Genomic DNA, 23,671 nt, shown 5'->3' with positions numbered 1-23,671 from the left:
TAAGTTAAGACTTGGACTGTTCAGGCTGGCTACCGCTTGCGGCTGGCTGGTTATTATCCGCGGTGACTTCCTGCGCTTTAACCTGAGCGCCAGGACGAACTTTCTGCAGCCCACTTACAATCACACGGTCGCCTGGCTTAAGTCCTTCAGTGACTAACCATTTGTCGCCAATTGCTTGTGCTGCCACAATTTGACGCGTTTCAACTTTGTCATCAGCACCGATAACTAATGCACTGGCATCGCCACGCGGTGTGCGGGTAACGCCTTGCTGTGGAACCAGTAACGCCGTTGGGTTTGTCCCTTCTTCCAGACGCGCACGGACGAACATGCCCGGCAGTAGGGTGTGATCCGGGTTCGGGAAGATTGCGCGTAACGTAATTGACCCAGTGGTTTGATCAACCGTCACATCCGAAAACTCCAGCGTACCGGACTGCGGGAATTTAATACCGTCGCTGGTAACCAGTTCGACTTTTGCTTTACCGTTCTCTTGCTTCAGCGTGCCATTGGCCAACTCTTGTTTCAGGCGCAGGAAATCGTTACTTGACTGCGTCACATCGACATAGATGGGATCCAACTGCTGAACGGTCGCCAGTGCGGTCGCCTGACCGTTTTGCACCAGTGCGCCTTCAGTAACAGATGACTTACCAATGCGGCCGCTGATTGGCGACGTGACTTTGGTATAGGCCAGGTTGATACGTGCGGTTTCTACTGCGGCTTTCGCAGCGACAACAGCAGCGTTCGCCTGTTGTGCATCTGCCTGCGCGCTATCGTAGTCCTGTTGACTGATGTACTTCGTACCTAACAGTTTCTGATAACGTTTAACCGTCAGCTGAGCGATATTTGCCGCTGCTTGTGCTTTGGCCAGATCGCCTTTCGCACTTTCGTACGCGGCCTGGTAAGTAGCAGGATCAATCTGATAGAGAGACACACCTGCTTCAATGTCGCCGCCTTCGGTAAAGTTACGCTTCAGGATAATACCGCTGACCTGAGGGCGAACTTCCGCAATGCGAAACGCACTGGTGCGACCTGGGAGTTCAGTTGTGATCTGTAGAGGTTCAGTTTTGAGCGTCACAACTCCAACTTCTGGCATCTGCTGGCCCCCTTGTTGGGCCTGTTTGTCGTCACATCCTGTTAGCGCTAAGCTGCCTGAGAGCATCAGAACGACTGCCAGAGGCGTTAACCCTCTGTTTTTGTTCATATGTAAACCTCGAGTGTCCGATTTCAAATTGATCAATGGCTTAAAGCCCATAAACCCATTGCTGCGTTTATATTATCGTCGTGCTATGGTACATACATTCACAAATGTATGTAAATCTAACGCCTGTAAATTCACTGACATATGGCACGAAAAACCAAACAACAAGCACAGGAAACACGGCAGCACATTCTGGATGTTGCTCTGCGTTTGTTTTCGCAGCAAGGGGTATCATCCACCTCGCTTGCGGAGATCGCAAAAGCCGCTGGTGTAACGCGCGGTGCTATCTATTGGCATTTCAAAAATAAGTCGGATTTATTCAGTGAAATCTGGGAGCTAGCAAAACCTAACATTGATGAGTTAGAAACTGAGTATCAGGCAAAATTCCCCGACGATCCACTATCAGTATTAAGAGAAATTTTAATTTACGTTCTTGAAACTACCGTAACAGAAGAACGCCGACGTTTATTGATGGAGATTATATTCCACAAATGCGAATTTGTCGGGGAAATAGCATCAGTTCAGTTAGTCGAACGTAGCCTGTGCCTGGAAAACTATGACCGTATAGAAAAAACGTTACGCCACTGTATGGATGTCAACATGCTGCCGGAAAACCTGAACACACGTCGTGTTGCGGTGTTAATGCGTAGCTATATTTCCGGAATCATGGAGAACTGGTTATTTGCCCCCGAATCATTTGATCTGAAAAATGAGGCTCGCCACTACGTGGCGGTGTTGCTGGAGATGTGCCTGCTTTGTCCAACCTTACGCCTGCAGACAGGGGAGACTCGCTAACTTACCATTTCTTTACCAGGAATTCTCCTGGTCATTTTGCCTCCTGCTATTCTGCTGGTCACAGCCGTGATATTCTTGCCGCTTGACTATTTCCGGTCACTTTCCCGGTTCAGAAACATTCATTCTCATGACTATGTTGCAGCTCTATAAACGTTCACAGCATGTAATTGCTATTAGCATTCTTTTCTTCATTCTATTGCTATCCTGCCAGTCATCTGCATTTGCGCGGGCGCAACAGAGTGGTGAACTGCCGACGAAAGCGGATATCCAGAGCCAGTTAGACACGCTGAGTAAACAAAAAGATCTCTCCGCGCAGGATAAGCTGGTCCAACAGGATCTCATCGATACCATCGCCACGCTGGATAAAATCGATCGCGTGAAAGATGAGACCGTACAGCTTCGCCAGAAAGTGGCCCAGGCGCCGGAGAAAATGCGTCAGGCGACGGATGCGCTAAATTCGCTCAGCGATGTCGACAATGACGACGAAACGCGAAAAACGCTGAGCACGCTTTCCTTACGACAGCTTGAGTCACGCGTCGCGCAGGTGCTTGATGACCTGCAAAGCTCGCAAAACGATCTTGCTGCCTACAACAGCCAACTGGTGTCGCTCCAGACCCAGCCAGAGCGCGTACAAAATGCGATGTACACTGCGTCGCAGCAGATGCAGCAAATCCGCAACCGACTTGATGGCACTAATGTAGGCGAAGGTGCTTTACGCCCCAGCCAGCAGGTACTGTTACAGGCGCAGCAGGCGCTGCTGAATGCGCAGATCGACCAACAGCGAAAGAGCCTCGAAGGTAATACGATTTTGCAGGATACCTTGCAAAAACAACGAGATTACGTGACGGCGAACAGTAACCGCCTTGAGCATCAGCTCCAGCTCCTGCAGGAAGCGGTGAACAGCAAGCGACTGACGTTAACCGAAAAAACGGCGCAGGAAGCAGTCACGCCGGATGAAGCCGAGCGTATTCAGTCCAATCCGTTAGTGAAGCAGGAGCTTGATGTTAACCATCAGCTCAGCCAGCGTCTGATTGCCGCTACCGAAAACGGCAACAGCCTGATGCAGCAAAATATCAAAGTCAAAAACTGGCTTGACCGCGCGCTGCAATCCGAACGCAACATTAAAGAACAGATCGCCGTTCTGAAAGGCAGTCTGCTGCTGTCGCGTATTCTGTATCAGCAACAACAAACACTGCCGTCGGCGGATGAACTTGCCGATATGACCAACCGGATCGCCGACTTGCGTCTGGAGCAGTTCGAAGTCAACCAGCAGCGCGACGCGCTGTTCCAGAATGATGCGTTTGTCGCCAAACTGGAAGAAGGGCACGGCAACGAAGTTAACGGCGAAGTCCATGATGCCTTACTGCAGGTTGTGGATATGCGTCGTGAACTGTTGGATCAGCTCAATAAGCAACTGGGCAACCAGCTGATGATGGCGATTAATCTGCAAATTAACCAGCAGCAGTTAATGAGCGTGTCGAAAAACCTGAAAGGGATCCTCACGCAGCAGATTTTCTGGGTTAACAGTAACCGTCCGATGGACTGGGACTGGATCAAAGCTTTCCCGCAAACACTTAAAGACCAGTTTAAGTCGATGAAAATCACGGTGAACTGGGAAAAAGCGTGGCCCGCAGTGTTTATTGCGTTTCTGGCGGGATTGCCGCTGCTGCTCATTGCCGGGCTCATCCGCTGGCGTCTTAAATGGTTGAAAGAGTACCAGGCGAAATTAGCCGCCGCGGTGGGTAACCTGCGTAATGACAGTCAGCTCAACACGCCAAAAGCGATTCTGATCGATCTCATCAGAGCCTTGCCGGCGTGCCTGATTATCCTCGCGGTAGGTCTGATTCTGTTGACTATGCAGTTGAATATCAGCGACCTGCTGTGGGCGTTCAGCAAGAAGATGACCGTCTTCTGGCTGGTGTTTGGTCTGTGCTGGAAGGTGCTGGAAAAAGATGGCGTGGCGATTCGTCATTTTGGTATGCCTGCGAAACAGACCAGCCACTGGCGTCGCCAGATTGTGCGCATCAGCCTCGCGCTGTTACCGTTAAACTTCTGGTCGGTTATTGCTGAGCTGTCGCCGCTCAACCTGATGGACGATGTGCTGGGTCAGGTGGTCATTTTCCTCAACCTGCTTCTGATCGCCTTCCTGGTATGGCCAATGTGCCGCGAAAGCTGGCGCGATAAAGAGTCGCATGGTCTGCGTCTGGTGACGATTACCGTGCTGTCGATTATCCCGATAGCATTAATGGTGCTGACGGCAACCGGCTATTTCTACACCACGCTGCGCCTGGCGGGACGCTGGATTGAAACGGTTTATCTGGTCATTCTCTGGAACCTGCTGTACCAGACCGTGCTGCGTGGGTTGAGCGTCGCGGCACGCCGTATCGCCTGGCGTCGCGCGCTGGCGCGTCGTCAGAACCTGGTGAAAGAAGGAGCGGAAGGTGCCGAACCGCAGGAAGAACCGACCATCGCGCTGGAGCAGGTAAACCAGCAAACGCTGCGTATAACTATGCTGGTGATGGTTGCCCTGTTTGGTGTCCTGTTCTGGGCCATTTGGTCTGATTTGATCACCGTATTCAGCTATCTCGACAGCATTACGCTCTGGCATTACAACGGCACCGAAGCGGGTGCGGCAGTGGTGAAAGACGTCACCATGGGCAGCCTGCTGTTTGCGATTATTGCCTCAATGGTCGCGTGGGCGCTGATCCGTAACTTACCCGGCCTGCTGGAAGTGCTGGTGCTCTCGCGACTGAAGATGCGTCAGGGGGCATCGTACGCGATCACCACGATCCTCAACTACGCGATCATCGCCATCGGCGCAATGACGGTCTTCGGATCGCTCGGTGTCTCGTGGGATAAACTGCAATGGCTGGCCGCCGCTCTGTCGGTTGGTTTGGGTTTTGGCTTGCAGGAAATTTTCGGTAACTTTGTTTCCGGCCTGATTATTCTGTTTGAACGCCCGGTGCGTATTGGCGATACGGTTACCATTGGTACGTTCTCCGGTACGGTCAGCAAGATCCGAATTCGTGCTACCACCATTACCGACTTCGATCGCAAAGAGGTGATCATCCCGAACAAAGCATTCGTGACGGAGCGTTTGATCAACTGGTCGCTCTCCGATACGACCACGCGTCTGGTGATCCGCATTGGCGTGGCCTATGGTTCGGATCTGGACAAAGTGAAGAAAGTGCTGCTGCAGGCGGCGATGGAACACCCGAAAGTAATGCACGATCCGGAGCCTGCGGTGTTCTTTACCGCCTTCGGCGCCAGCACGCTGGATCATGAGCTGCGTTTATACGTGCGCGAACTACGCGATCGTAGCCATACGGTTGATGAACTTAACCGTGCGGTCGATCGTTTGTGCCGTGAAAACGACATTGATATTGCCTTTAACCAGCTCGAAGTGCACCTGCACAACGCGAAGGGCGACAGCGTAACCGAGGTTAAGCGTGACATCATTAAAGGTGACGATCCGACGCCTTCGGTAGGTTAGTAGAAAAAATCATCAGGCCTGCGAGCTTCGATTCATTCGTAGGCCTGATAAGTGCAACGCTATCAGGCATTTCAGCTATCGCGCGTTTTTTGAAGAAGAGAGCTGTTTCTTTTCGTAATCCCGTTTAACAATCTCCAGCGCCTTCAGTACGGTTTCAGGTGCAACCTGGTTTTCCTCAAGTAAAACAATCAAATCGACGGCCAGTTTGACCTCGTCCGGGGCGTTCTCTAATGACATAAATTCTCCGGGGATTAACGGGTTAAACGCGCCAGCACGTTTTCTATTCTTGCCAGAGCATGGCGGCAGCGAGCCAGTCGCGCCTCGAATGCTTCTACTTCACGATGCAGTTTTTGCTGTTCTTCAAAACCCGTAGCCTGAGCCAGACGCTCTTTGCGTTCACGCGTCATTTCCACCAGTCGGCGTTCAAACTCCTGGTGTTGAACCCGCTTGCGCTGCCAGCGCGCCAGGGCTGGAGATGCGCTGTCCCACTCGCGGAGCGACCAACTGGCGGTTTCACGCGAAATCGCCTCTAACTGTGAGGCAAGGTGTTCCGCCAGCCAGCTAATTTGTGGTAGTTGTTGCTGTTCGACTGCACGGCGCAAGGCGGCGAGATTATCTTCAGCTTCATCCAGACAGGCCTGCAGCAACGTGCTGAGAGTGTGAAACAGATGCCTGTCAAAGCGGGCGCTCAGCGTGGCGTGATGCGCCAACGGAGCACACTGCTGCCGCAGGCGGTTAAGCTGGTTTTCAAGCCTCTGTAGCAGCATGACGGTTTTCACGACAACACTCCGATGAAAATGAGAACTGTTATGCTAAAGTAGCGATTCTCTGTGTTAAGTACTGATATTATGCAACGCATTATTCTAATCATCATTGGCTGGATAGCGGTAGTGTTAGGCACGCTGGGCGTTGTATTGCCGTTGCTGCCCACGACACCATTTATCCTGCTGGCCGCCTGGTGTTTTGCCCGCTCATCGCCGCGCTTTCACGACTGGCTGCTGTATCGTTCGTGGTTCGGCGGGTATCTGCGTCACTGGCAAAAATACCGCGCAATGCCGCCTGGGGCGAAGCCGCGCGCGATTTTGTTGATCCTGGTGACGTTTGCTATTTCCCTCTGGCTGGTCAATATGATGTGGGTACGCGGCCTGCTGCTGGTTATTCTCGCCTGTTTACTGGTTTTTATGTGGCGGATCCCGGTGATTGATGAAAAACAACAAAAGCAGTAAAGCGCAATAATCGCTGTTGCAATTGTCTCTCGCAGCCAGTAAATTCGACCGTTTTCGAGCACAGGCGCAGATGGTCAAAGGTTAACCAAGTGTAACCCTGGCCCTAATATAGACACAAAATCATTCAAGATACGTCGAGGATGAAGTGTATAGTGCGCCGTGAAGTAATACTGTATCAATCAGGCACAAACTTATGACCGCGACTGCACAGCAGCTTGAGTTTCTCAAAAATAGCATCAAAAGCATCCACGATTACCCAAAACCGGGCATTCTTTTCCGTGATGTCACCAGTTTACTGGAAGATCCGAAAGCCTACGCCCTTAGCATTGAATTGCTGGTTGAACGCTATAAAGATGCGGGTATCACTAAAGTGGTTGGCACCGAAGCGCGTGGCTTCCTGTTTGGCGCGCCGGTAGCGTTGGGTCTGGGCGTCGGCTTTGTTCCGGTACGTAAACCGCGTAAGCTTCCGCGTGAAGTGATTGCTGAGAGCTATGAGCTGGAATACGGCACCGATCAGCTTGAAATTCACGTTGATGCCATCAAACCGGGCGATAAAGTCCTGGTTGTGGACGACCTGCTGGCAACCGGCGGCACGATTGAAGCGACCGTGAAGCTGATCCGCCGTCTGGGTGGCGAAGTAACCGATGCTGCCTTTATCATTAACCTGTTTGATCTGGGCGGCGAACAGCGCCTGGAAAAACAGGGGCTGACCTGTTATAGCCTGGTTCCATTCCCGGGCCACTAAGTCGGGCTATCTTATCCCGGTTGAAGTAATACCGAGACACACAACCTCGCCGTTGCTGCGAGGTTGTGTTAGCATTACCCTCCTGTGAATCCACCCTCCAGCCTTTCAGAGCCTGCCAATGAGTTATCAGGTCTTAGCCCGAAAATGGCGCCCACAAACCTTTGCTGACGTCGTCGGCCAGGAACATGTGCTGACGGCACTGGCGAACGGCTTGTCGTTAGGGCGTATTCATCATGCTTATTTGTTTTCCGGCACCCGTGGCGTCGGAAAAACCTCTATCGCCCGTTTGCTGGCGAAGGGATTAAACTGTGAAACCGGCATCACCGCTACGCCGTGCGGCGTGTGCGATAACTGTCGGGAAATTGAGCAGGGGCGTTTTGTCGATTTGATTGAAATCGATGCCGCCTCACGCACCAAAGTCGAAGATACTCGCGATCTGCTGGATAACGTCCAGTACGCGCCTGCGCGCGGCCGTTTTAAGGTCTATTTGATCGACGAAGTGCACATGCTGTCGCGGCACAGTTTTAACGCCCTGCTGAAAACGCTCGAAGAGCCGCCCGCGCACGTCAAGTTCCTGCTGGCGACCACCGATCCGCAGAAGCTGCCGGTGACCATTCTGTCGCGCTGTCTGCAATTCCACCTTAAAGCGCTGGATGTCGAACAGATTCGCCATCAGCTTGAGCATGTTCTCAAAGAAGAGCATATCGCTCATGAACCACGCGCGCTGCAACTGCTGGCCCGCGCCGCGGACGGCAGCCTGCGCGATGCGCTGAGTTTGACCGATCAGGCGATCGCCAGCGGCGATGGTCAGGTCTCGACCGGCGCGGTCAGCACCATGCTCGGCACGCTGGACGACGACCAGGCGCTCTCGCTTGTTGAAGCAGTTGTGGCCGCCGACGGCGAACGCGTGATGACATTGGTGAACGACGCCGCCGCGCGCGGTATTGAGTGGGAAGCGCTGCTGGTTGAGATGTCGGCTTTGCTGCATCGTATAGCCATGGTTCAGCTTTCACCTGCCGCGCTCGGCAGCGATATGGCCGCCATTGAACAGCGTATGCGTGAACTGGCGCGAATCGTCCCGCCAACCGATGTGCAGCTTTACTACCAGACCCTGCTAATCGGGCGCAAAGAACTGCCGTATGCGCCGGACAGGCGAATGGGCGTCGAAATGACACTGCTGCGTGCGCTGGCTTTTCATCCGCGCATGCCGCTTCCGGAACCTGAAGTCCCGCGCCAGTCGTTTGCCCCGGTCGCACCCACAGCGGTGATGACCCCGACGCAGGTGCCACAGCAGCAGCCTGCGCCAGCGCAACAAAATGTGCCGCTCTCCGACGCCACCAGCCAGGTGCTGGCGGCACGCAGCCAGTTGCAACGCGCTCAGGGAGCAACCAAAGCAAAAAAGAGTGAACCGGCAGCCGCTTCCCGCGCGCGGCCGGTGAATAATGCTGCGCTGGAAAGACTGGCTTCGGTGTCGGAACGTGTTCAGGCGCGTCCGGCAGTCTCTGCGCTGGAAAAAGCACCGGCGAAGAAAGAAGCGTATCGCTGGAAAGCGACCAATCCTGTTGCAGAAGTCAAAGAAGTCATCGCCACGCCGAAAGCGCTGAAAAAAGCGCTTGAGCATGAAAAAACGCCGGAACTGGCGGCAAAGCTTGCGGCTGAAGCCATTGAACGCGACCCGTGGGCCGCCCAGGTGAGCCAGCTCTCGCTGCCTAAACTGGTGGAGCAGGTGGCGCTTAATGCCTGGAAAGAAGAGAATGGCAACGTGGTTTGCCTGCACCTGCGTTCCACGCAGCGACACCTTAATTCCAGCGGCGCGCAGCAAAAACTGGCCGAAGCATTGAGTACCTTAACAGGGTCAACGGTTGAATTGACCATCGTTGAAGATGATAATCCCGCGGTGCGCACGCCGCTGGAGTGGCGTCAGGCCATTTATGAAGAGAAGCTCGCGCAGGCGCGTGAGTCGATTATTGCGGATAATAACATCCAGACGCTGCGTCGTTTTTTCGATGCGGAGCTGGACGAAGAAAGTATTCGCCCCATTTGATCGTCAGCCCAATGGTTTGACGGTCGTCATCCCTTAACGTGATTGAGAGAGAAGCCTATGTTTGGTAAAGGCGGTCTGGGTAACCTGATGAAACAGGCCCAGCAGATGCAAGAAAAAATGCAGCAGATGCAGGAAGAAGTCGCCAAGCTGGAAGTGACCGGCGAATCTGGCGCGGGTCTGGTAAAAGTGACCATCAACGGCGCGCATAACTGCCGTCGCGTGGAGATCGATCCAAGCCTGCTGGAAGACGACAAAGAGATGCTGGAAGACCTGGTTGCTGCGGCATTCAACGACGCGGCGCGTCGTATTGAAGAGACGCAGAAAGAGAAGATGGCTTCTGTTTCCTCCGGAATGCAGCTGCCGCCTGGCTTTAAGATGCCGTTCTGATGCAAACCAGCCCGCTGTTAACTCAGCTTATGGAAGCACTGCGCTGTCTGCCGGGCGTTGGCCCGAAGTCTGCGCAGCGCATGGCGTTCACGCTGCTTCAGCGCGATCGCAGCGGCGGGATGCGTCTGGCGCAGGCGTTAACGAAGGCGATGTCGGAAATCGGCCACTGTGCCGATTGCCGCACCTTCACAGAGCAAGACGTCTGCAACATCTGCTCGAACCCGCGTCGCCAGGAAAACGGTCAGATTTGCGTGGTGGAGAGTCCGGCGGACATCTACGCCATTGAGCAAACCGGGCAATTTTCCGGACGTTACTTCGTGCTGATGGGACACCTGTCGCCGCTGGACGGTATCGGGCCTGATGATATCGGGCTGGATCGTCTTGAACAGCGACTGGCGTCTGAGCAAATTAACGAACTGATCCTCGCGACCAATCCCACGGTCGAAGGAGAGGCGACCGCCAACTATATTGCTGAGCTTTGCATGCAATATGGCGTTGAAGCCAGCCGTATCGCCCATGGCGTTCCGGTAGGCGGCGAGCTGGAAATGGTCGATGGCACCACGCTGTCGCACTCTCTGGCAGGACGACACAAGATTAAATTCTGAACAAACGGAGGCCGCGACGGCGGCTTCCGCTTGAAATCCTTCCCGCCTGTCCCCATTTCACCCTCAACGTGTTTTTACCATTGAAAATGGCATTGTTGAGGTAGATCTACATGAAAGGACAAGAAACTCGTGGTTTTCAGTCAGAAGTAAAACAGCTTCTGCACCTGATGATCCATTCTCTGTATTCCAATAAAGAAATCTTCCTGCGTGAGCTTATCTCTAACGCCTCGGATGCGGCAGACAAGCTGCGTTTCCGCGCACTGTCTAACCCGGACCTGTATGAAGGTGACGGTGAGCTGCGTGTGCGTGTTTCCTTCGATAAAGATAAGCGTACGTTGACCATTGCCGATAACGGCGTGGGGATGAACCGTGATGACGTTATCGATCATCTGGGGACCATTGCGAAATCCGGCACCAAATCTTTCCTCGAATCCATGGGCTCCGATCAGGCAAAAGACAGCCAGTTGATCGGCCAGTTCGGGGTTGGCTTCTACTCAGCCTTCATCGTGGCGGACAAAGTCACCGTGCGTACCCGTGCTGCGGGTGATAAACCGGAAAACGGCGTGTTCTGGGAGTCTGCGGGCGAGGGTGAGTACACCGTTGCTAATATCACCAAAGAAGACCGTGGTACCGAAATTACTCTGCATCTGCGCGAAGGCGAAGACGAGTTCCTCGATGACTGGCGCGTACGTTCCATCATCAGCAAATATTCCGACCATATCGCGCTGCCGGTAGAGATCGAAAAATCCGAAGAGAAAGACGGCGAGACCGTGGTTTCCTGGGAAAAGATCAACAAGGCGCAGGCGCTGTGGACGCGTAACAAGTCAGAAATCAAAGACGACGAGTACAACGAATTCTACAAGCACATCGCCCACGACTTCACTGACCCGCTGACCTGGAGCCACAACCGTGTGGAAGGTAAGCAGGAGTACACCAGCCTGCTGTATATCCCGTCGCAGGCGCCGTGGGATATGTGGAACCGCGATCACAAGCATGGTCTGAAACTTTACGTCCAGCGTGTATTCATCATGGATGACGCCGAGCAGTTCATGCCGAACTACCTGCGCTTTGTGCGCGGTCTGATAGATTCCAACGATCTGCCGCTGAACGTCTCCCGTGAGATCCTGCAGGACAGCACCGTCACCCGTAACCTGCGTAGCGCGCTGACCAAACGCGTACTGCAGATGCTGGAAAAACTGGCGAAAGACGACGCGGAAAAATACCAGACCTTCTGGAAGCAGTTCGGCCTGGTGCTGAAAGAAGGCCCGGCGGAAGACCACGCCAACCAGGAAACGATCGCTAAACTGATGCGCTTCGCGTCTACGCACACTGACTCCTCCGCGCAAACCGTGTCGCTGGAAGATTACGTGTCGCGTATGAAAGAAGGGCAGGAGAAAATCTACTACATCACCGCAGACAGTTATGCGGCGGCGAAGAGCAGCCCGCACCTGGAACTGCTGCGTAAGAAAGGCATCGAAGTGTTGCTGCTTTCTGACCGCATCGATGAGTGGATGATGAACTACCTGACCGAGTTCGATGGCAAACCGTTCCAGTCTGTGGCCAAAGCCGACGAGTCCATCGACAAACTGGCAGATGAAGTTGACGAATCGGCAAAAGAAGCGGAAAAAGCGCTGACGCCGTTCGTTGAGCGCGTGAAAACTCTGTTGGGTGACCGCGTGAAAGAAGTGCGTCTGACTCACCGTCTGACCGACACGCCAGCCATCGTTACCACCGATGCGGATGAAATGAGCACCCAGATGGCGAAACTGTTTGCCGCTGCGGGCCAGGCCGTACCGGAAGTGAAATATATCTTTGAACTGAACCCGGACCACGTGCTGGTAAAACGCACGGCGGATACTCAGGACGAAGCACAGTTCAAAGAATGGGTTGAACTGCTGCTGGATCAGGCGCTGTTCGCTGAGCGCGGCACGCTGGAAGATCCGAACCAGTTCATCCGTCGCATGAACCAGTTGCTGGTGTCCTGATACCCGTAATGTAATGCCGGATGGCGCTAGCGCTTATCCGGCCTACAGTATCTCGTAATAGTAGGCCGGATACGGTGTTTACACCGCCATCCGGCTTTTTTTCGCCTTCTGAACTCAATTTTCCATCATTAACCGTTTCAGCGCGGGTGGCTTCCTTGAGCCAATTGCGTGATGGTGGTATCGTTTAGCGCTTTTTAAAAAATATCGACAACCTTTAAGGGGATTTTCGTAATGCGTATCATTCTGCTTGGCGCTCCGGGCGCGGGTAAAGGAACTCAGGCTCAGTTCATCATGGAGAAGTATGGTATTCCGCAAATCTCCACCGGTGATATGCTGCGTGCCGCCGTGAAATCTGGCTCCGAGCTGGGCAAACAAGCGAAAGACATCATGGACGCCGGTAAGCTGGTGACTGATGAGCTGGTGATCGCGCTGGTAAAAGAGCGTATTGCTCAGGAAGACTGCCGTAATGGTTTCCTGCTCGATGGCTTCCCGCGTACTATTCCGCAGGCAGATGCCATGAAAGAAGCGGGTATCAACGTGGACTACGTTCTGGAATTCGACGTTCCAGACGAGCTGATCGTTGACCGTATTGTAGGTCGTCGCGTACACGCTGCTTCTGGCCGCGTTTACCACATCAAATTCAACCCGCCTAAGGTTGAAGGCAAAGACGACGTGACCGGCGAAGAGCTGACCACCCGTAAAGACGATCAGGAAGAGACCGTACGCAAGCGCCTGGTGGAATACCATCAGATGACCGCACCGCTGATCGGCTACTACTCTAAAGAAGCGCAGGCGGGTAACACCAAATACGCGAAAGTTGACGGCACTCAGGCCGTGGCTGACGTTCGCGCAGCGCTGGAAAAAATCCTCGGTTAATTTTTAACGCGGTTAATGCCAGATGGCGGTGGATACACCTTATCCGGCCTACGATTTTTTGTAGGCCTGATAAACGCAGCGCCATCAGGCAAATTCTCGTCTTACCTCTCACAGCAATTAGTTCTTCTTTATCGCTTTTCCGCTACAATTATCAACAATTTGAATCGATAAGAGGCGGTAATGCGTCAGACGAAAACCGGTATCCTGCTGGCAAACCTCGGCACTCCCGATGCCCCAACCCCCGAAGCCGTTAAGCGCTACCTGCGCCAGTTTTTAAGCGATCCACGCGTAGTCGATACGTCCCCTGCACTGTGGTGGCCGCTGCTGCGTGGTGTGATTTTGCCGCTGCGAGCACCGCGTGTGGCAAAGCTGTACCAGTCAATCTGGATGGAAGACGGTTCCCCGCTGATGGTCTACAGCAAGGCGCAACAGCAGGCGCTGGCACAACGTCTGCCTGATACGCCTGTTGCACTGGGGATGAGCTACGGTTTGCCGTCGCTCGAAAGCGCGGTCGATGAACTGCTGGCAAGCGGAGTAGAACACATGGTGGTGTTACCGCTGTATCCGCAATACTCCTGTTCGACAGTGGCGGCAGTCTGGGACGAGCTGGCGCGCATCTTAGCGCGTAAACGCGGTATTCCCGGCGTCTCGTTTATTCGTGATTACGCCGATGACAGCAGCTACATTGATGCGCTGGCCAAAAGTGCCCGGGATTCATTCGCTCAACATGGCGAACCTGATTTACTGCTGCTCTCCTATCACGGCATTCCGCAGCGCTACGCCGATGAAGGCGATGACTACCCGCAGCGCTGTCGCGATACGACGCGTGAGCTGGTTTCAGCGCTTGGCCTGCCGCCGGAAAAAGTCATGATGACCTTCCAGTCTCGCTTTGGCCGCGAACCATGGCTGACACCGTATACCGACGAAACGCTAAAAATGCTGGCGGAGAAAGGAACCCGACATATCCAGGTTATGTGTCCGGGCTTCGCGGCTGATTGCCTCGAAACGCTGGAAGAGATAGCGGTACAAAACCGGGAGATTTTCCTTGAAGCGGGTGGTAAGCAATATGAATATATTCCGGCGCTGAATGCCGCGCCGGAGCATATTGAAATGATGGTGAAACTGACCGAAGCCTACCGCTAAAGCTGTTGCTTAAAGAAATGCGCGCCGTCCTGCAGAGCTTCATCGGCGGTTTTCATCATCCGCGAATAGTGCAGGAAGGCGTGCAGCGTACCGGGATACATTTTGTACTGGCAGGGCTGCTGATGCGCCTGTAACGTCTGGAATAATAAGCGGCTATCGTCGATCAGCGGATCGAACTCCGCACCGGCGATAAAACACGGCGGTAGGTCGCGCGTCAGATCGTTATTAAACAGGCAATAGTACGGTGACTCACGATCGTCAGCGCTACGTAGGTACGCGTTTTCGTACATCTGCAGATCCTCGCGGGTTAAACCATCCCACGCTCCGCCCATCAGCCGTCGACTCAGTGAATCCTGCAGGCCGTAAAGGCCATACCACAACAGCACGCCAGCGACTTTGCCGCAGGCAATGTTTTTATCTCGCAGCCACAACGCACTGGCGAGCGCCAGCATCGCTCCGGCGGAATCGCCGGCAAAACCTATCGTATTGATATTGAGGGAATAGTCGCCAGCATGTTGATGATAGTACTGGCAAACGGCGACGATCTCTTCGATGGCTTGTGGGTAGCGCGCTTCCGGCGACAGCGAATAGTCGATGCCAATAACTGTGCACTGGGTGTAGTGCGCCAGTAAACGCATAATACGGTCATGGGTATCCAGATTACCGAGAATAAAACCGCCGCCGTGCAGGTAATACAGCGTCGCCTGGCTTTGGGGCTGCGGAGCGTAGATGCGTGTGGCAACGGGGCCGCACGCGGTAGAAATCACGCATTCTCGGGTATGCATCTGCGGGGCATCGGCATTCCACAGCTGCCGCTCATGAATGTAGTGTTGGCGCTGGGCCACAAAGTCATCGGCAGCGGGCCACGGTGGCAAATCGTCGCGATGAAAATTCACCACGCTTTTCATTTCATCCGAAATTTTGTCGAGTACGGGGATTTTGTTTTCCGGCTTCATAAAACACTCCTTGTGAAGGTGAGTTATTGTAGAAATTAATCCCGGATAAACTGCGATCTCACCGTCCGATATTGAAACTCAGCGCCGCATCGCATGCGCAGCAGGGAATGTGCTACCATGCATCGCTCAGTTAACCACCCGTAAAATCGACCATGAAATTTCCCGGTAAACGTAAATCCAAACACTATTTCCCCGTCAGCGCGCGCGATCCGTTGCTGCAACAAATTCAGCCAGAAAATGAAACCAGCGCAGCCTGGGTTGTCGGTATCGACCAGACGCTGGTAGATATTGAAGCCAAAGTGGATGATGATTTTGTAAAACGTTATGGATTAAGCGCCGGGCACTCTCTGGTGATTGAAGATGATGTTGCGGAAGCGCTCTACCAGGAGCTGGTACGCGAAAACCTGATCACCCATCAGTTTGCAGGTGGCACCATCGGTAACACTATGCATAACTACTCCGTGCTGGCAGATGACCGTTCGGTACTGTTGGGGGTGATGTGCAGTAATATCGAAATTGGTAGCTACGCGTATCGCTATTTATGCAACACCTCCAGCCGCACCGATTTGAACTATCTACAGGGTGTAGATGGTCCTATTGGCCGCTGCTTTACGCTGATTGGTGAATCCGGCGAACGCACATTTGCCATCAGCCCTGGTCACATGAACCAACTGCGCGCGGATAGCATCCCTGAATCAGTCATTGCCGGGGCTTCCGCGCTGGTGCTGACCTCCTATCTGGTGCGCTGTAAGCCAGGCGAACCGATGCCGGAAGCGACCATGAAGGCGATTGAATTTGCCAAAAAGCACAACGTGCCGGTGGTACTGACGCTGGGGACCAAATTCGTTATTGCGGATAACCCGCAGTGGTGGCAGACATTCCTGAAAGAGAATGTCTCTATTCTGGCGATGAACGAAGAAGAAGCCGAAGCGCTGACCGGCGAGAACGATCCGCTGCTGGCGTCTGACAAGGCGCTGGACTGGGTGGATCTGGTGCTGTGTACTGCGGGTCCGGCAGGTCTGTATATGGCCGGCTTTACTGAAGAAGAGGCGAAACGCAAAACTCAGCATCCACTGCTGCCAGGGGCGATTGCCGAATTCAACCAGTACGAGTTTAGTCGCGCCATGCGCCATAAAGACTGTACTCATCCGCTGCGTGTGTATTCGCACATCGCACCGTATATGGGCGGGCCAGAAAAGATCATGAATACCAACGGTGCTGGCGACGGCGCACTGGCGGCATTGCTGCATGATATTACCGCTAACAGCTACCACCGCAGCAATGTGCCTAACTCCAGCAAACACAAGTTCACCTGGCTGACCTATTCGTCATTAGCGCAGGTGTGTAAATATGCTAACCGCGTGAGTTATCAGGTGCTGAACCAGCATTCCCCGCGTCTGACGCGGGGTTTGCCGGAACGTGAAGACAGTCTCGAAGAGTCGTACTGGGATCGCTGAGTTCTTGCCCGATGGCGCTACGCTTATCGGGCCTACGCGTAGCAATATGTAGGCCGGATAAGGCGTTTTACGCCGCCATCCGGCACGTAACATTAACTGGCGGTAGCAACTTCACCGGCAGGCGGCGTTTCAATCAGCTCCAGCATGGTGCGGGCGATTTCACGCTCGCCCATGACCACCTGATTGGCACCGCGCTCGGTAATATATTCCACCTCATCGTCATAATGCGCGCGGGCGATAATCTCAATCGACGGGCACTTCTCACGCGCGGAAGCGACAATTTCACCCGCTTCATAGCCATTCGGAATGGTCAGCAACAGCCAGCGCGCGCAATCCAGATGCGCCAGATTCATAATTTCCTCGTTGGCGGCATTTCCCAGCACCGCGCGGATCCCACGCTCGCGCAGTTCATCCACCCGGGTACGTGAGGTTTCGATAACCACCAGCGGGATCCCCGCAGCCATCAATTTCTCACCCAGCAGGCTGCCGACGCGACCAAAACCGACCAGCAGGGCGTGATTGCAGATATCCACCGGAATTTGCTTCTCTTCTTCGATAGCCTCTTCCAGCGTCTGCTCTTCCAGCGTTTCGGTTTTGGCGAGATATTTTTCTAACACCGCGAACAGCACCGGGTTGAGCATGATGGACAGGATTGCCCCTGCCAGCACCAGATTCTGTCCGGCCTGCGGCAGCAGGTTTAACGCCATTCCCAGACCCGCCAGGATAAAGGCAAACTCACCAATCTGTGCCAGGCTGGTGGCAATGGTGAGCGCCGTGCGTTGGGAGTGACCAAACATGCGCACCAGGAAATAGGCGGCAAGGGATTTACCAAAGATGATAATCGCCAGCGTACCCAGCACTGCCAGCGGCTGTTGGATCAGGACTAACGGATCGAACAGCATCCCGACGGAAACGAAGAACAGTACAGCGAACGCATCGCGCAGCGGCAGGGTGTCATGCGCCGCACGGTGGCTCAGTTCCGATTCATTCAACACCATACCAGCGAAGAATGCGCCCAGCGCAAAGGAGACATCGAACAGTTCCACTGCGCCAAAGGCGATACCTAAGGCAAGGGCGAGAACTGACAGGGTAAATAGCTCGCGTGACCCGGTTGCGGCGCTGCGGGCCATAATCCACGGTACCAGGCGACGCCCCACCAGCATCATAATCGCGATAAACGCCACCACCTTACCGATGGTAATCCCCATATCGACGGCGAGCGAGGCAAAGCCGACATCTTCTTTTTCCAGCATTCCGGCGACGGCTGGCAGGAGAACCAGCGTCAGCACCATCATCAAATCTTCGACAATCAGCCAGCCAATGGCGATTTGCCCGCGCTGACTGTCAATGAGCTGCCGTTCTTCAAGTGCACGCAGTAGCACTACGGTACTGGCGGTTGAAAGACACAGACCAAAGACGATACCGACCATCAGCGACCAGCCTAATACGGCTGAAAGCGCCATACCCAGCAGCGTTGCCACCGCTATCTGGGCAATCGCGCCGGGAATGGCGATAGACTTTACCGCCATCAAATCCTTCAGGGAAAAGTGCAGCCCGACGCCGAACATCAACAGGATCACGCCAAGCTCGGCCAGTTCAGGCGCGAGCTTGGTATCAGCAACAAAACCAGGTGTAAATGGACCGGCCAGAACGCCCGCTAACAGATATCCCACCAGAGGAGAAATACGTAGTTTATTGGCAATCATGCCTAATATAAAAGCGAGCACAAGGCCGCCGACAATGGTGGTGATAAGCGGGGTGGCGTGATGCATTCCGTCTCCTTTGGTTGCTGTGTTGATCCTGAAAACCCAAATTCCGAGTAATAGTTTATGACAATTTTGATGTTTATGTTGATGAATAATTATTGAATTTTGATGAAAACAGGATTTTAAAGGAAAAAAAAGCACGGATCGGAAAACTACGGGGGGATGTTTGAGGCAAACGCTGATGGCCGCTGTAAGTGATGACGACCAAAGTTTACCTTTGGCCGTCAGAAAATCAGGCTTTATGTCGGTTATCAGGTAAGAATATGGTCAGTATCCCCAGAAGTGGCAGGAAAGCACATATTTTGTAGACCAAATCGATACTGGTATGGTCGGCAATCAGCCCTAACACCGCGGCTCCCAGGCCACCCATGCCGAAGGCAAAACCGAAAAATAGCCCAGAAACCATGCCGATACGCCCAGGAAGTAGCTCCTGTGCGTAAACCAGAATGGCAGAAAACGCCGATGCGAGGATAAAACCAATGATCACGGTTAAAATCCCGGTCCATTCCAGCGTTGCGTAGGGTAAAACGAGGGTAAATGGCGCAACGCCGAGGATAGACCCCCAAATAACATATTTTCTGCCAATTTTATCGCCTAATGGTCCGCCAATCACCGTCCCGGCCGCGACGGCAAACAGGAAGGCAAACAGATGAAACTGGGCATTTTGTACCGATAATCCGAATTTTTGCATCAGATAAAAGGTGTAATAGCTGCTAATGCTCGCCATATAGAAGTATTTGGAGAAAATCAGCACCAGCAGAATGCTTACCGCCAGAACCACTTTATTACGCGGCAACGGATTAACGATAGCGACCTTCGGCTTTCCTTTACTCATCCGATGCTGCGCGGCATACCAACGGCTGATTTGTGCCAGGACGACAATCGCTAATAGCGCAGCCAGCACAAACCAGGCCACATTACCTTTACCATATGGCGCGATGATGACAGCCGCCAGCAATGGCCCCAGAGAGCTACCGAAGTTGCCGCCAACCTGGAAAATCGACTGGGCAAGGCCGTGGCGACCACCGGAGGCCATACGCGCCACGCGGGACGATTCCGGGTGAAATACCGAAGAGCCGGTACCAACCAGCGCCGCGGCGAGCAGCACCATATGGAAGCTGCCGGCCATGGCCAGCAAAACAAGCCCGCTCAGCGTGAAGCACATCCCAATGGGCAGCGACCACGGCATCGGGTATTTATCCGTCCAGTAACCCACCACCGGTTGCAGCAGCGAGGATGCTAGCTGGAAGGTCAGGGTAATCATCCCTATCTGCATAAACGTCAGCGAGAACTCTGACTGCAATAGCGGATAAATCGCCAGGATCAGCGACTGAATCATATCGTTTAGCAAATGGGAGAGGCTGATCGCTCCTAAAATGCCAAATGAGGTGCGTGCTTTAGCAACCGACGCTGACGCGCCAGCCACAGGCTGGGTTGGTTCACTTATTGCCATAGAAAGTCACTTCTGTTTGGGTTGCGATTATGAGGGTAATCTATTTTGTTATTATTACCTGACTAACATACCTGCGGAAGGTGTTTGAAGGAAGTCTCATTTCTGAAAACATTTTCGACTATTATTTCATATCATTGTAATTTCAGTCGTTGATTTTGGCTCAGGGAGAGAAATATGAAGTTTTTAAAACGGGGCGTGGCGCTGGCGTTATTAGCCGCATTTACGCTGGCAGGTCAGCCAGCGCAAGCGTACGAAAAAGATAAAACCTACAAAATTACCATTCTGCATACCAACGATCATCACGGTCACTTCTGGCGCAGCGAATACGGAGAATACGGACTGGCGGCGCAAAAAACGCTGGTGGACGGTATTCGTAAAGAGGTGGCTGAGGAAGGGGGCAGCGTACTGCTGCTTTCCGGCGGTGATATTAATACCGGCGTACCGGAGTCCGATCTGCAGGATGCGGAACCTGATTTTCGCGGCATGAACCTGATTGGCTATGACGCGATGGCGGTCGGTAACCACGAGTTTGATAATCCGCTGACCGTCTTGCGCCAGCAGGAAAAATGGTCCAAATTCCCGTTTCTCTCGGCCAATATCTATCAGAAAAGCACCGGCGAGCGTTTATTTAAGCCGTGGGCCATCTTTAAGCGCCAGGATTTAAAAATTGCCGTACTCGGTTTAACCACTGACGATACGGCGAAAATTGGCAACCCAGAGTTCTTCACCGATATTGAGTTTCGCAAACCTGCGGAAGAAGCAAAGCTGGTTATCCAGGAACTCAATATGAATGAAAAGCCAGACATCATTATCGCGACCACCCATATGGGGCATTATGACAACGGCAATCATGGCTCGAACGCCCCTGGCGATGTCGAAATGGCGCGTAGCCTGCCCACCGGGGCGCTGGCGATGATTGTGGGTGGTCACTCACAGGATCCGGTGTGTATGGCTGCGGAAAACAAGAAGCAGGTTGATTACGTACCGGGTACGCCGTGTGCGCCAGATAAGCAAAATGGGATCTGGATTGTACAGGCACACGAGTGGGGGAAATACGTGGGCCGGGCGGACTTTGAGTTCCGTAACGGCGAAATGAAAATGGTTAACTACCAGCTCATTCCAGTCAACCTGAAGAAAAAAGTGACCTGGGACAACGGTAAAAGTGAGCGCGTACTCTACACCCCGGAGATTGTTGAAAATCAGCAAATGCTTTCGCTGCTGACGCCGTTCCAGAATAAAGGTAAAGCGCAGCTCGACGTGAAAATCGGTAGCGTCAATGCGCGCCTCGAAGGCGATCGAAGCAAAGTCCGTTTCGTGCAGACCAACATGGGACATCTGCTGCTGGCTGCGCAAATGGCGCGAACCAGCGCTGATTTTGGCGTGATGAGCGGCGGCGGTATCCGTGACTCCATCGAAGGCGGCGATATCACCTATAAGAGCGTGCTGAAGGTACAGCCGTTTGGCAACATCGTGGTGTATGCCGATATGAGCGGGAAAGAGGTGATTGACTATCTGACCGCAGTGGCGCAAATGAAGCCGGACTCCGGGGCCTATCCGCAGTTTGCCAACGTCAGCTTTGTGGCGAAAGACGGCAAGCTTAACGATTTGAAAATCAAAGGCGAGCCCGTTGACCCAGCCAAAACCTATCGTATGGCAACGCTGAGCTTCAACGCCACCGGCGGTGATGGCTATCCGCGTATTGATAACAAACCAGGCTATGTGAATACCGGATTTATTGATGCGGAAGTGCTGAAGGAGTACGTGCAGAAGAACTCACCGCTGGATGCCAGTGCGTATGAGCCGAAGGGTGAGGTGAGCTGGCAGTAACAGGGCTATTTTGTTCGCCATTTTGAACACGGGCAGTACTCGGAATCCTCACGTACTTCATGTACGCTCCGGTTCCTGCGCGCTGGCCGAGTCCAAACTGCCTTCACCAATAACGCCCTGTTGAGTATTCGATTTGTAGGCCTTAAAGCTGCGCGCCATCAGGCAGTCATTCTATAACCGCTTAATCCCGGCGGGCGATATCGGCGAATTTCGCATCCAGAATTTTCGCCAGATCGCTCGCTGCCAGTTCGATGTCCAGTCCGCGTTTGCCGCCGGAAACATAAATGGTGTCAAACGTTTGGGCTGGCGCGTCGATGAGCGTCGGCAATCTTTTTTTCTGCCCCAACGGGCTGATACCGCCTACCAGATAGCCGGTAGTGCGTTGCGCGACCATGGGGTCGGCCATATCGACCTTTTTGGCGCCCAAAGCTTTGGCAACCTTTTTGAGATCCAGTTGACCGGCTACCGGTGTGACGGCAACCGCCAGATGTTTCATATCGCCATTCACGGCAACCAGCAGCGTTTTGTAGACCTGATCCGCATTCAGTCCTAATTTACGGACCACTTCGTCGCCAAAGTTGGTCTCGGACGGATCGTGATCGTAGGTGTGGATCTGAAAAGAAATTTTGTTTTTTTCGAGTAGTTTAACGGCGGGTGTCATAGCAATTTTTCCTGGCCCAGACAAAATACGCCATAAGCATACGCCTGATGGCGGTGGAAAAAATAGTACCATCTTGCGCAATAGTATTGGCAGGATGATGACTTTGAGCGACAATCGACCTACACCGATGCTTTAAGCGTCGGCATAATAATAATGATGAAATTCCTCTTTGACGGGCCAATAGAAATATTGGCCATTTTTTTATCGCATCATCTCCGGTAAATTTCCCTCTCCATACAGATGCAGTGCGCCCACTGCGACCACATAGTGGCCTGCAGGCATTGCCTTGAGTTTGTCCCGCCAGGCCTCATTACGCTGGTGCATTAATACGTCATATAATGACTGGCTGAATGTGTTGGGTAACGTGAGTGCGCTATTTTGTGGTGGTGATTCAAGCCACCAGCCCATCATTTGTTGCAGCAACCTGGCGTTGGTGTGCCAGTGCGTCAGGGTATCGTCAAGCAAAGCCAAACCGTTATCAGGCAATTGACATAACAGGTCGATTTGGCTGGAGGCGCCTTCCAGTTCAATAATGGTTTTTTGCGCCTGTTTAGCCGCTTTGAGCAGTTGGTAGTCAATGCCATATTCCGCCCGTAATCCCAGCTGTTGCGCCTGCGTGGCTTGTAAGATCATGGCTATTTGCCACAGGGGTTGAGTCGAAAACAGGGAAGGGGAAATACCAAGATCTGCAGAAACTTTTTGCAGATTGCGCAATTGCTCTTCGCTGATGCGTTCTTCCAGCGTGGCAAAGGCCGGGAGATTGGCAAACGGAGTATCGTCACCGGAGACATCGGCTTCGACAATCAGTGCGTCAGCGTGGCTGAGTTTTTTCAGTAATCTGGCAGGCAGAGGGGCCATACCCCGGCTACCCATATGAATACTGCCAATCAGATGAAAATGGCGGTTGCCAGGCAAAGAGATATCGATGGCCGGCCAGGTATAATGGTTACCGCGCAGTGCAGACCATAATGCTTTTACCCGGTATAACAAATCCATACGACCTCCCTAAGTGGAGAACCATGCTAGCGCGTGGTCGGAAAAGTCGCAATGTGTGAAT

20 protein-coding genes and 1 other annotated feature are annotated in these 23,671 nt (G+C 53.3%); of the genes, 12 read left to right on the top strand and 8 right to left on the bottom strand.

What is annotated here, in order from left to right; genetic code table 11:
* Window positions 1-4: 4 nt before the first annotated feature.
* Window positions 5-1,198, bottom strand: coding sequence for a multidrug efflux RND transporter periplasmic adaptor subunit AcrA (gene acrA / locus G8S19_RS16735; RefSeq protein WP_048212410.1), 1,194 nt, complete (start codon window positions 1,196-1,198; stop codon window positions 5-7).
* A gap of 141 nt (window positions 1,199-1,339) precedes the next feature.
* On the opposite strand from acrA, the gene acrR reads away from it, so the two are divergent.
* Entirely contained in the window at window positions 1,340-1,990 is a 651-nt protein-coding gene (gene acrR, locus G8S19_RS16730) for a multidrug efflux transporter transcriptional repressor AcrR (protein ID WP_048212409.1), read from the top strand.
* A 127-nt stretch (window positions 1,991-2,117) separates the two neighbouring features.
* Window positions 2,118-5,483, top strand: coding sequence for a mechanosensitive channel MscK (mscK, locus tag G8S19_RS16725; protein WP_101741782.1), 3,366 nt, complete (start codon window positions 2,118-2,120; stop codon window positions 5,481-5,483).
* Window positions 5,484-5,558: 75 nt separating this feature from the next.
* On the opposite strand, the gene rsmS is transcribed toward mscK, so the two are convergent.
* Window positions 5,559-5,720, bottom strand: a complete 162-nt coding sequence (gene rsmS, locus G8S19_RS16720; RefSeq protein ID WP_124021516.1) for a pleiotropic regulatory protein RsmS — start codon at window positions 5,718-5,720, stop codon at window positions 5,559-5,561.
* Window positions 5,721-5,734: 14 nt separating this feature from the next.
* Complete coding sequence (gene priC / locus G8S19_RS16715) at window positions 5,735-6,262, bottom strand: primosomal replication protein N'' (RefSeq protein WP_253685566.1); 528 nt, start codon at window positions 6,260-6,262, stop codon at window positions 5,735-5,737.
* A 69-nt stretch (window positions 6,263-6,331) separates the two neighbouring features.
* On the opposite strand from priC, the gene G8S19_RS16710 reads away from it, so the two are divergent.
* The 8 genes from G8S19_RS16710 to hemH all read left to right on the top strand — a co-directional run bounded on the left by G8S19_RS16710 (window position 6,332) and on the right by hemH (window position 14,494).
* The gene (locus tag G8S19_RS16710) at window positions 6,332-6,709 is read left to right on the top strand and encodes a DUF454 family protein (RefSeq protein ID WP_253685564.1); all 378 of its coding nucleotides are present in this window, start codon (window positions 6,332-6,334) and stop codon (window positions 6,707-6,709) included.
* A gap of 193 nt (window positions 6,710-6,902) precedes the next feature.
* Window positions 6,903-7,454, top strand: a complete 552-nt coding sequence (gene apt, locus G8S19_RS16705; RefSeq protein ID WP_005125198.1) for an adenine phosphoribosyltransferase — start codon at window positions 6,903-6,905, stop codon at window positions 7,452-7,454.
* Window positions 7,455-7,572: 118 nt separating this feature from the next.
* Entirely contained in the window at window positions 7,573-9,498 is a 1,926-nt protein-coding gene (dnaX, locus tag G8S19_RS16700) for a DNA polymerase III subunit gamma/tau (protein WP_253685562.1), read from the top strand.
* Window positions 8,831-8,895 (top strand) — a sequence feature (DnaX frameshifting element). Its footprint overlaps the gene before it by 65 nt.
* Before the next feature lie 57 nt (window positions 9,499-9,555).
* Window positions 9,556-9,885, top strand: coding sequence for a YbaB/EbfC family nucleoid-associated protein (locus G8S19_RS16695; protein ID WP_003021764.1), 330 nt, complete (start codon window positions 9,556-9,558; stop codon window positions 9,883-9,885).
* A complete protein-coding gene (recR, locus tag G8S19_RS16690) occupies window positions 9,885-10,490 on the top strand; it encodes a recombination mediator RecR (RefSeq protein ID WP_003021767.1) in 606 nt (201 codons plus the stop codon). The genes G8S19_RS16695 and recR overlap by 1 nt, the downstream gene beginning before the upstream one ends.
* Before the next feature lie 110 nt (window positions 10,491-10,600).
* Complete coding sequence (htpG, locus tag G8S19_RS16685; RefSeq protein ID WP_124021518.1) at window positions 10,601-12,475, top strand: molecular chaperone HtpG; 1,875 nt, start codon at window positions 10,601-10,603, stop codon at window positions 12,473-12,475.
* A 231-nt stretch (window positions 12,476-12,706) separates the two neighbouring features.
* Window positions 12,707-13,351 (top strand): adenylate kinase, encoded by a 645-nt coding sequence (adk, locus tag G8S19_RS16680; protein WP_003021773.1) that lies wholly within the window; start codon window positions 12,707-12,709, stop codon window positions 13,349-13,351.
* Window positions 13,352-13,531: 180 nt separating this feature from the next.
* Window positions 13,532-14,494 (top strand): ferrochelatase, encoded by a 963-nt coding sequence (hemH, locus tag G8S19_RS16675; RefSeq protein ID WP_124021519.1) that lies wholly within the window; start codon window positions 13,532-13,534, stop codon window positions 14,492-14,494.
* Here hemH and aes read toward each other — a convergent pair.
* Window positions 14,491-15,450, bottom strand: coding sequence for an acetyl esterase (gene aes, locus G8S19_RS16670; RefSeq protein WP_048212402.1), 960 nt, complete (start codon window positions 15,448-15,450; stop codon window positions 14,491-14,493). The genes hemH and aes overlap by 4 nt on opposite strands.
* Before the next feature lie 152 nt (window positions 15,451-15,602).
* On the opposite strand from aes, the gene gsk reads away from it, so the two are divergent.
* Window positions 15,603-16,907 carry an inosine/guanosine kinase gene (gsk, locus tag G8S19_RS16665; protein ID WP_048212401.1) on the top strand — a complete coding sequence of 435 codons (1,305 nt, stop codon included), beginning with the start codon at window positions 15,603-15,605 and terminating at the stop codon, window positions 16,905-16,907.
* A 92-nt stretch (window positions 16,908-16,999) separates the two neighbouring features.
* Here the strand turns inward: gsk and ybaL are convergent, their stop codons facing one another.
* Together ybaL and fsr are read right to left on the bottom strand one after the other, a co-directional pair.
* Window positions 17,000-18,679, bottom strand: coding sequence for a YbaL family putative K(+) efflux transporter (ybaL, locus tag G8S19_RS16660; RefSeq protein WP_003835904.1), 1,680 nt, complete (start codon window positions 18,677-18,679; stop codon window positions 17,000-17,002).
* Between the two features lie 226 nt (window positions 18,680-18,905).
* Window positions 18,906-20,126, bottom strand: a complete 1,221-nt coding sequence (gene fsr, locus G8S19_RS16655) for a fosmidomycin MFS transporter (RefSeq protein WP_003021788.1) — start codon at window positions 20,124-20,126, stop codon at window positions 18,906-18,908.
* 174 nt (window positions 20,127-20,300) lie between these two features.
* Between fsr and ushA the strand changes: the two genes are divergently transcribed.
* Window positions 20,301-21,953 (top strand): bifunctional UDP-sugar hydrolase/5'-nucleotidase UshA, encoded by a 1,653-nt coding sequence (gene ushA, locus G8S19_RS16650; RefSeq protein ID WP_124021520.1) that lies wholly within the window; start codon window positions 20,301-20,303, stop codon window positions 21,951-21,953.
* A 181-nt stretch (window positions 21,954-22,134) separates the two neighbouring features.
* Here the strand turns inward: ushA and ybaK are convergent, their stop codons facing one another.
* Together ybaK and G8S19_RS16640 are read right to left on the bottom strand one after the other, a co-directional pair.
* Window positions 22,135-22,614, bottom strand: a complete 480-nt coding sequence (gene ybaK / locus G8S19_RS16645; RefSeq protein WP_003021794.1) for a Cys-tRNA(Pro)/Cys-tRNA(Cys) deacylase YbaK — start codon at window positions 22,612-22,614, stop codon at window positions 22,135-22,137.
* Window positions 22,615-22,815: 201 nt separating this feature from the next.
* Entirely contained in the window at window positions 22,816-23,610 is a 795-nt protein-coding gene (locus G8S19_RS16640) for a TraB/GumN family protein (protein ID WP_048212399.1), read from the bottom strand.
* Between the last annotated feature and the right edge of the window lie 61 nt (window positions 23,611-23,671).

The sequence above is a fragment of the Citrobacter sp. SX206 genome (genome assembly GCF_024181025.1).
GTDB lineage: Bacteria > Pseudomonadota > Gammaproteobacteria > Enterobacterales > Enterobacteriaceae > Citrobacter > Citrobacter youngae.
Note: the sequence above shows the minus strand (reverse complement) of the source record. Positions and strands in the feature narration are given on the sequence as shown.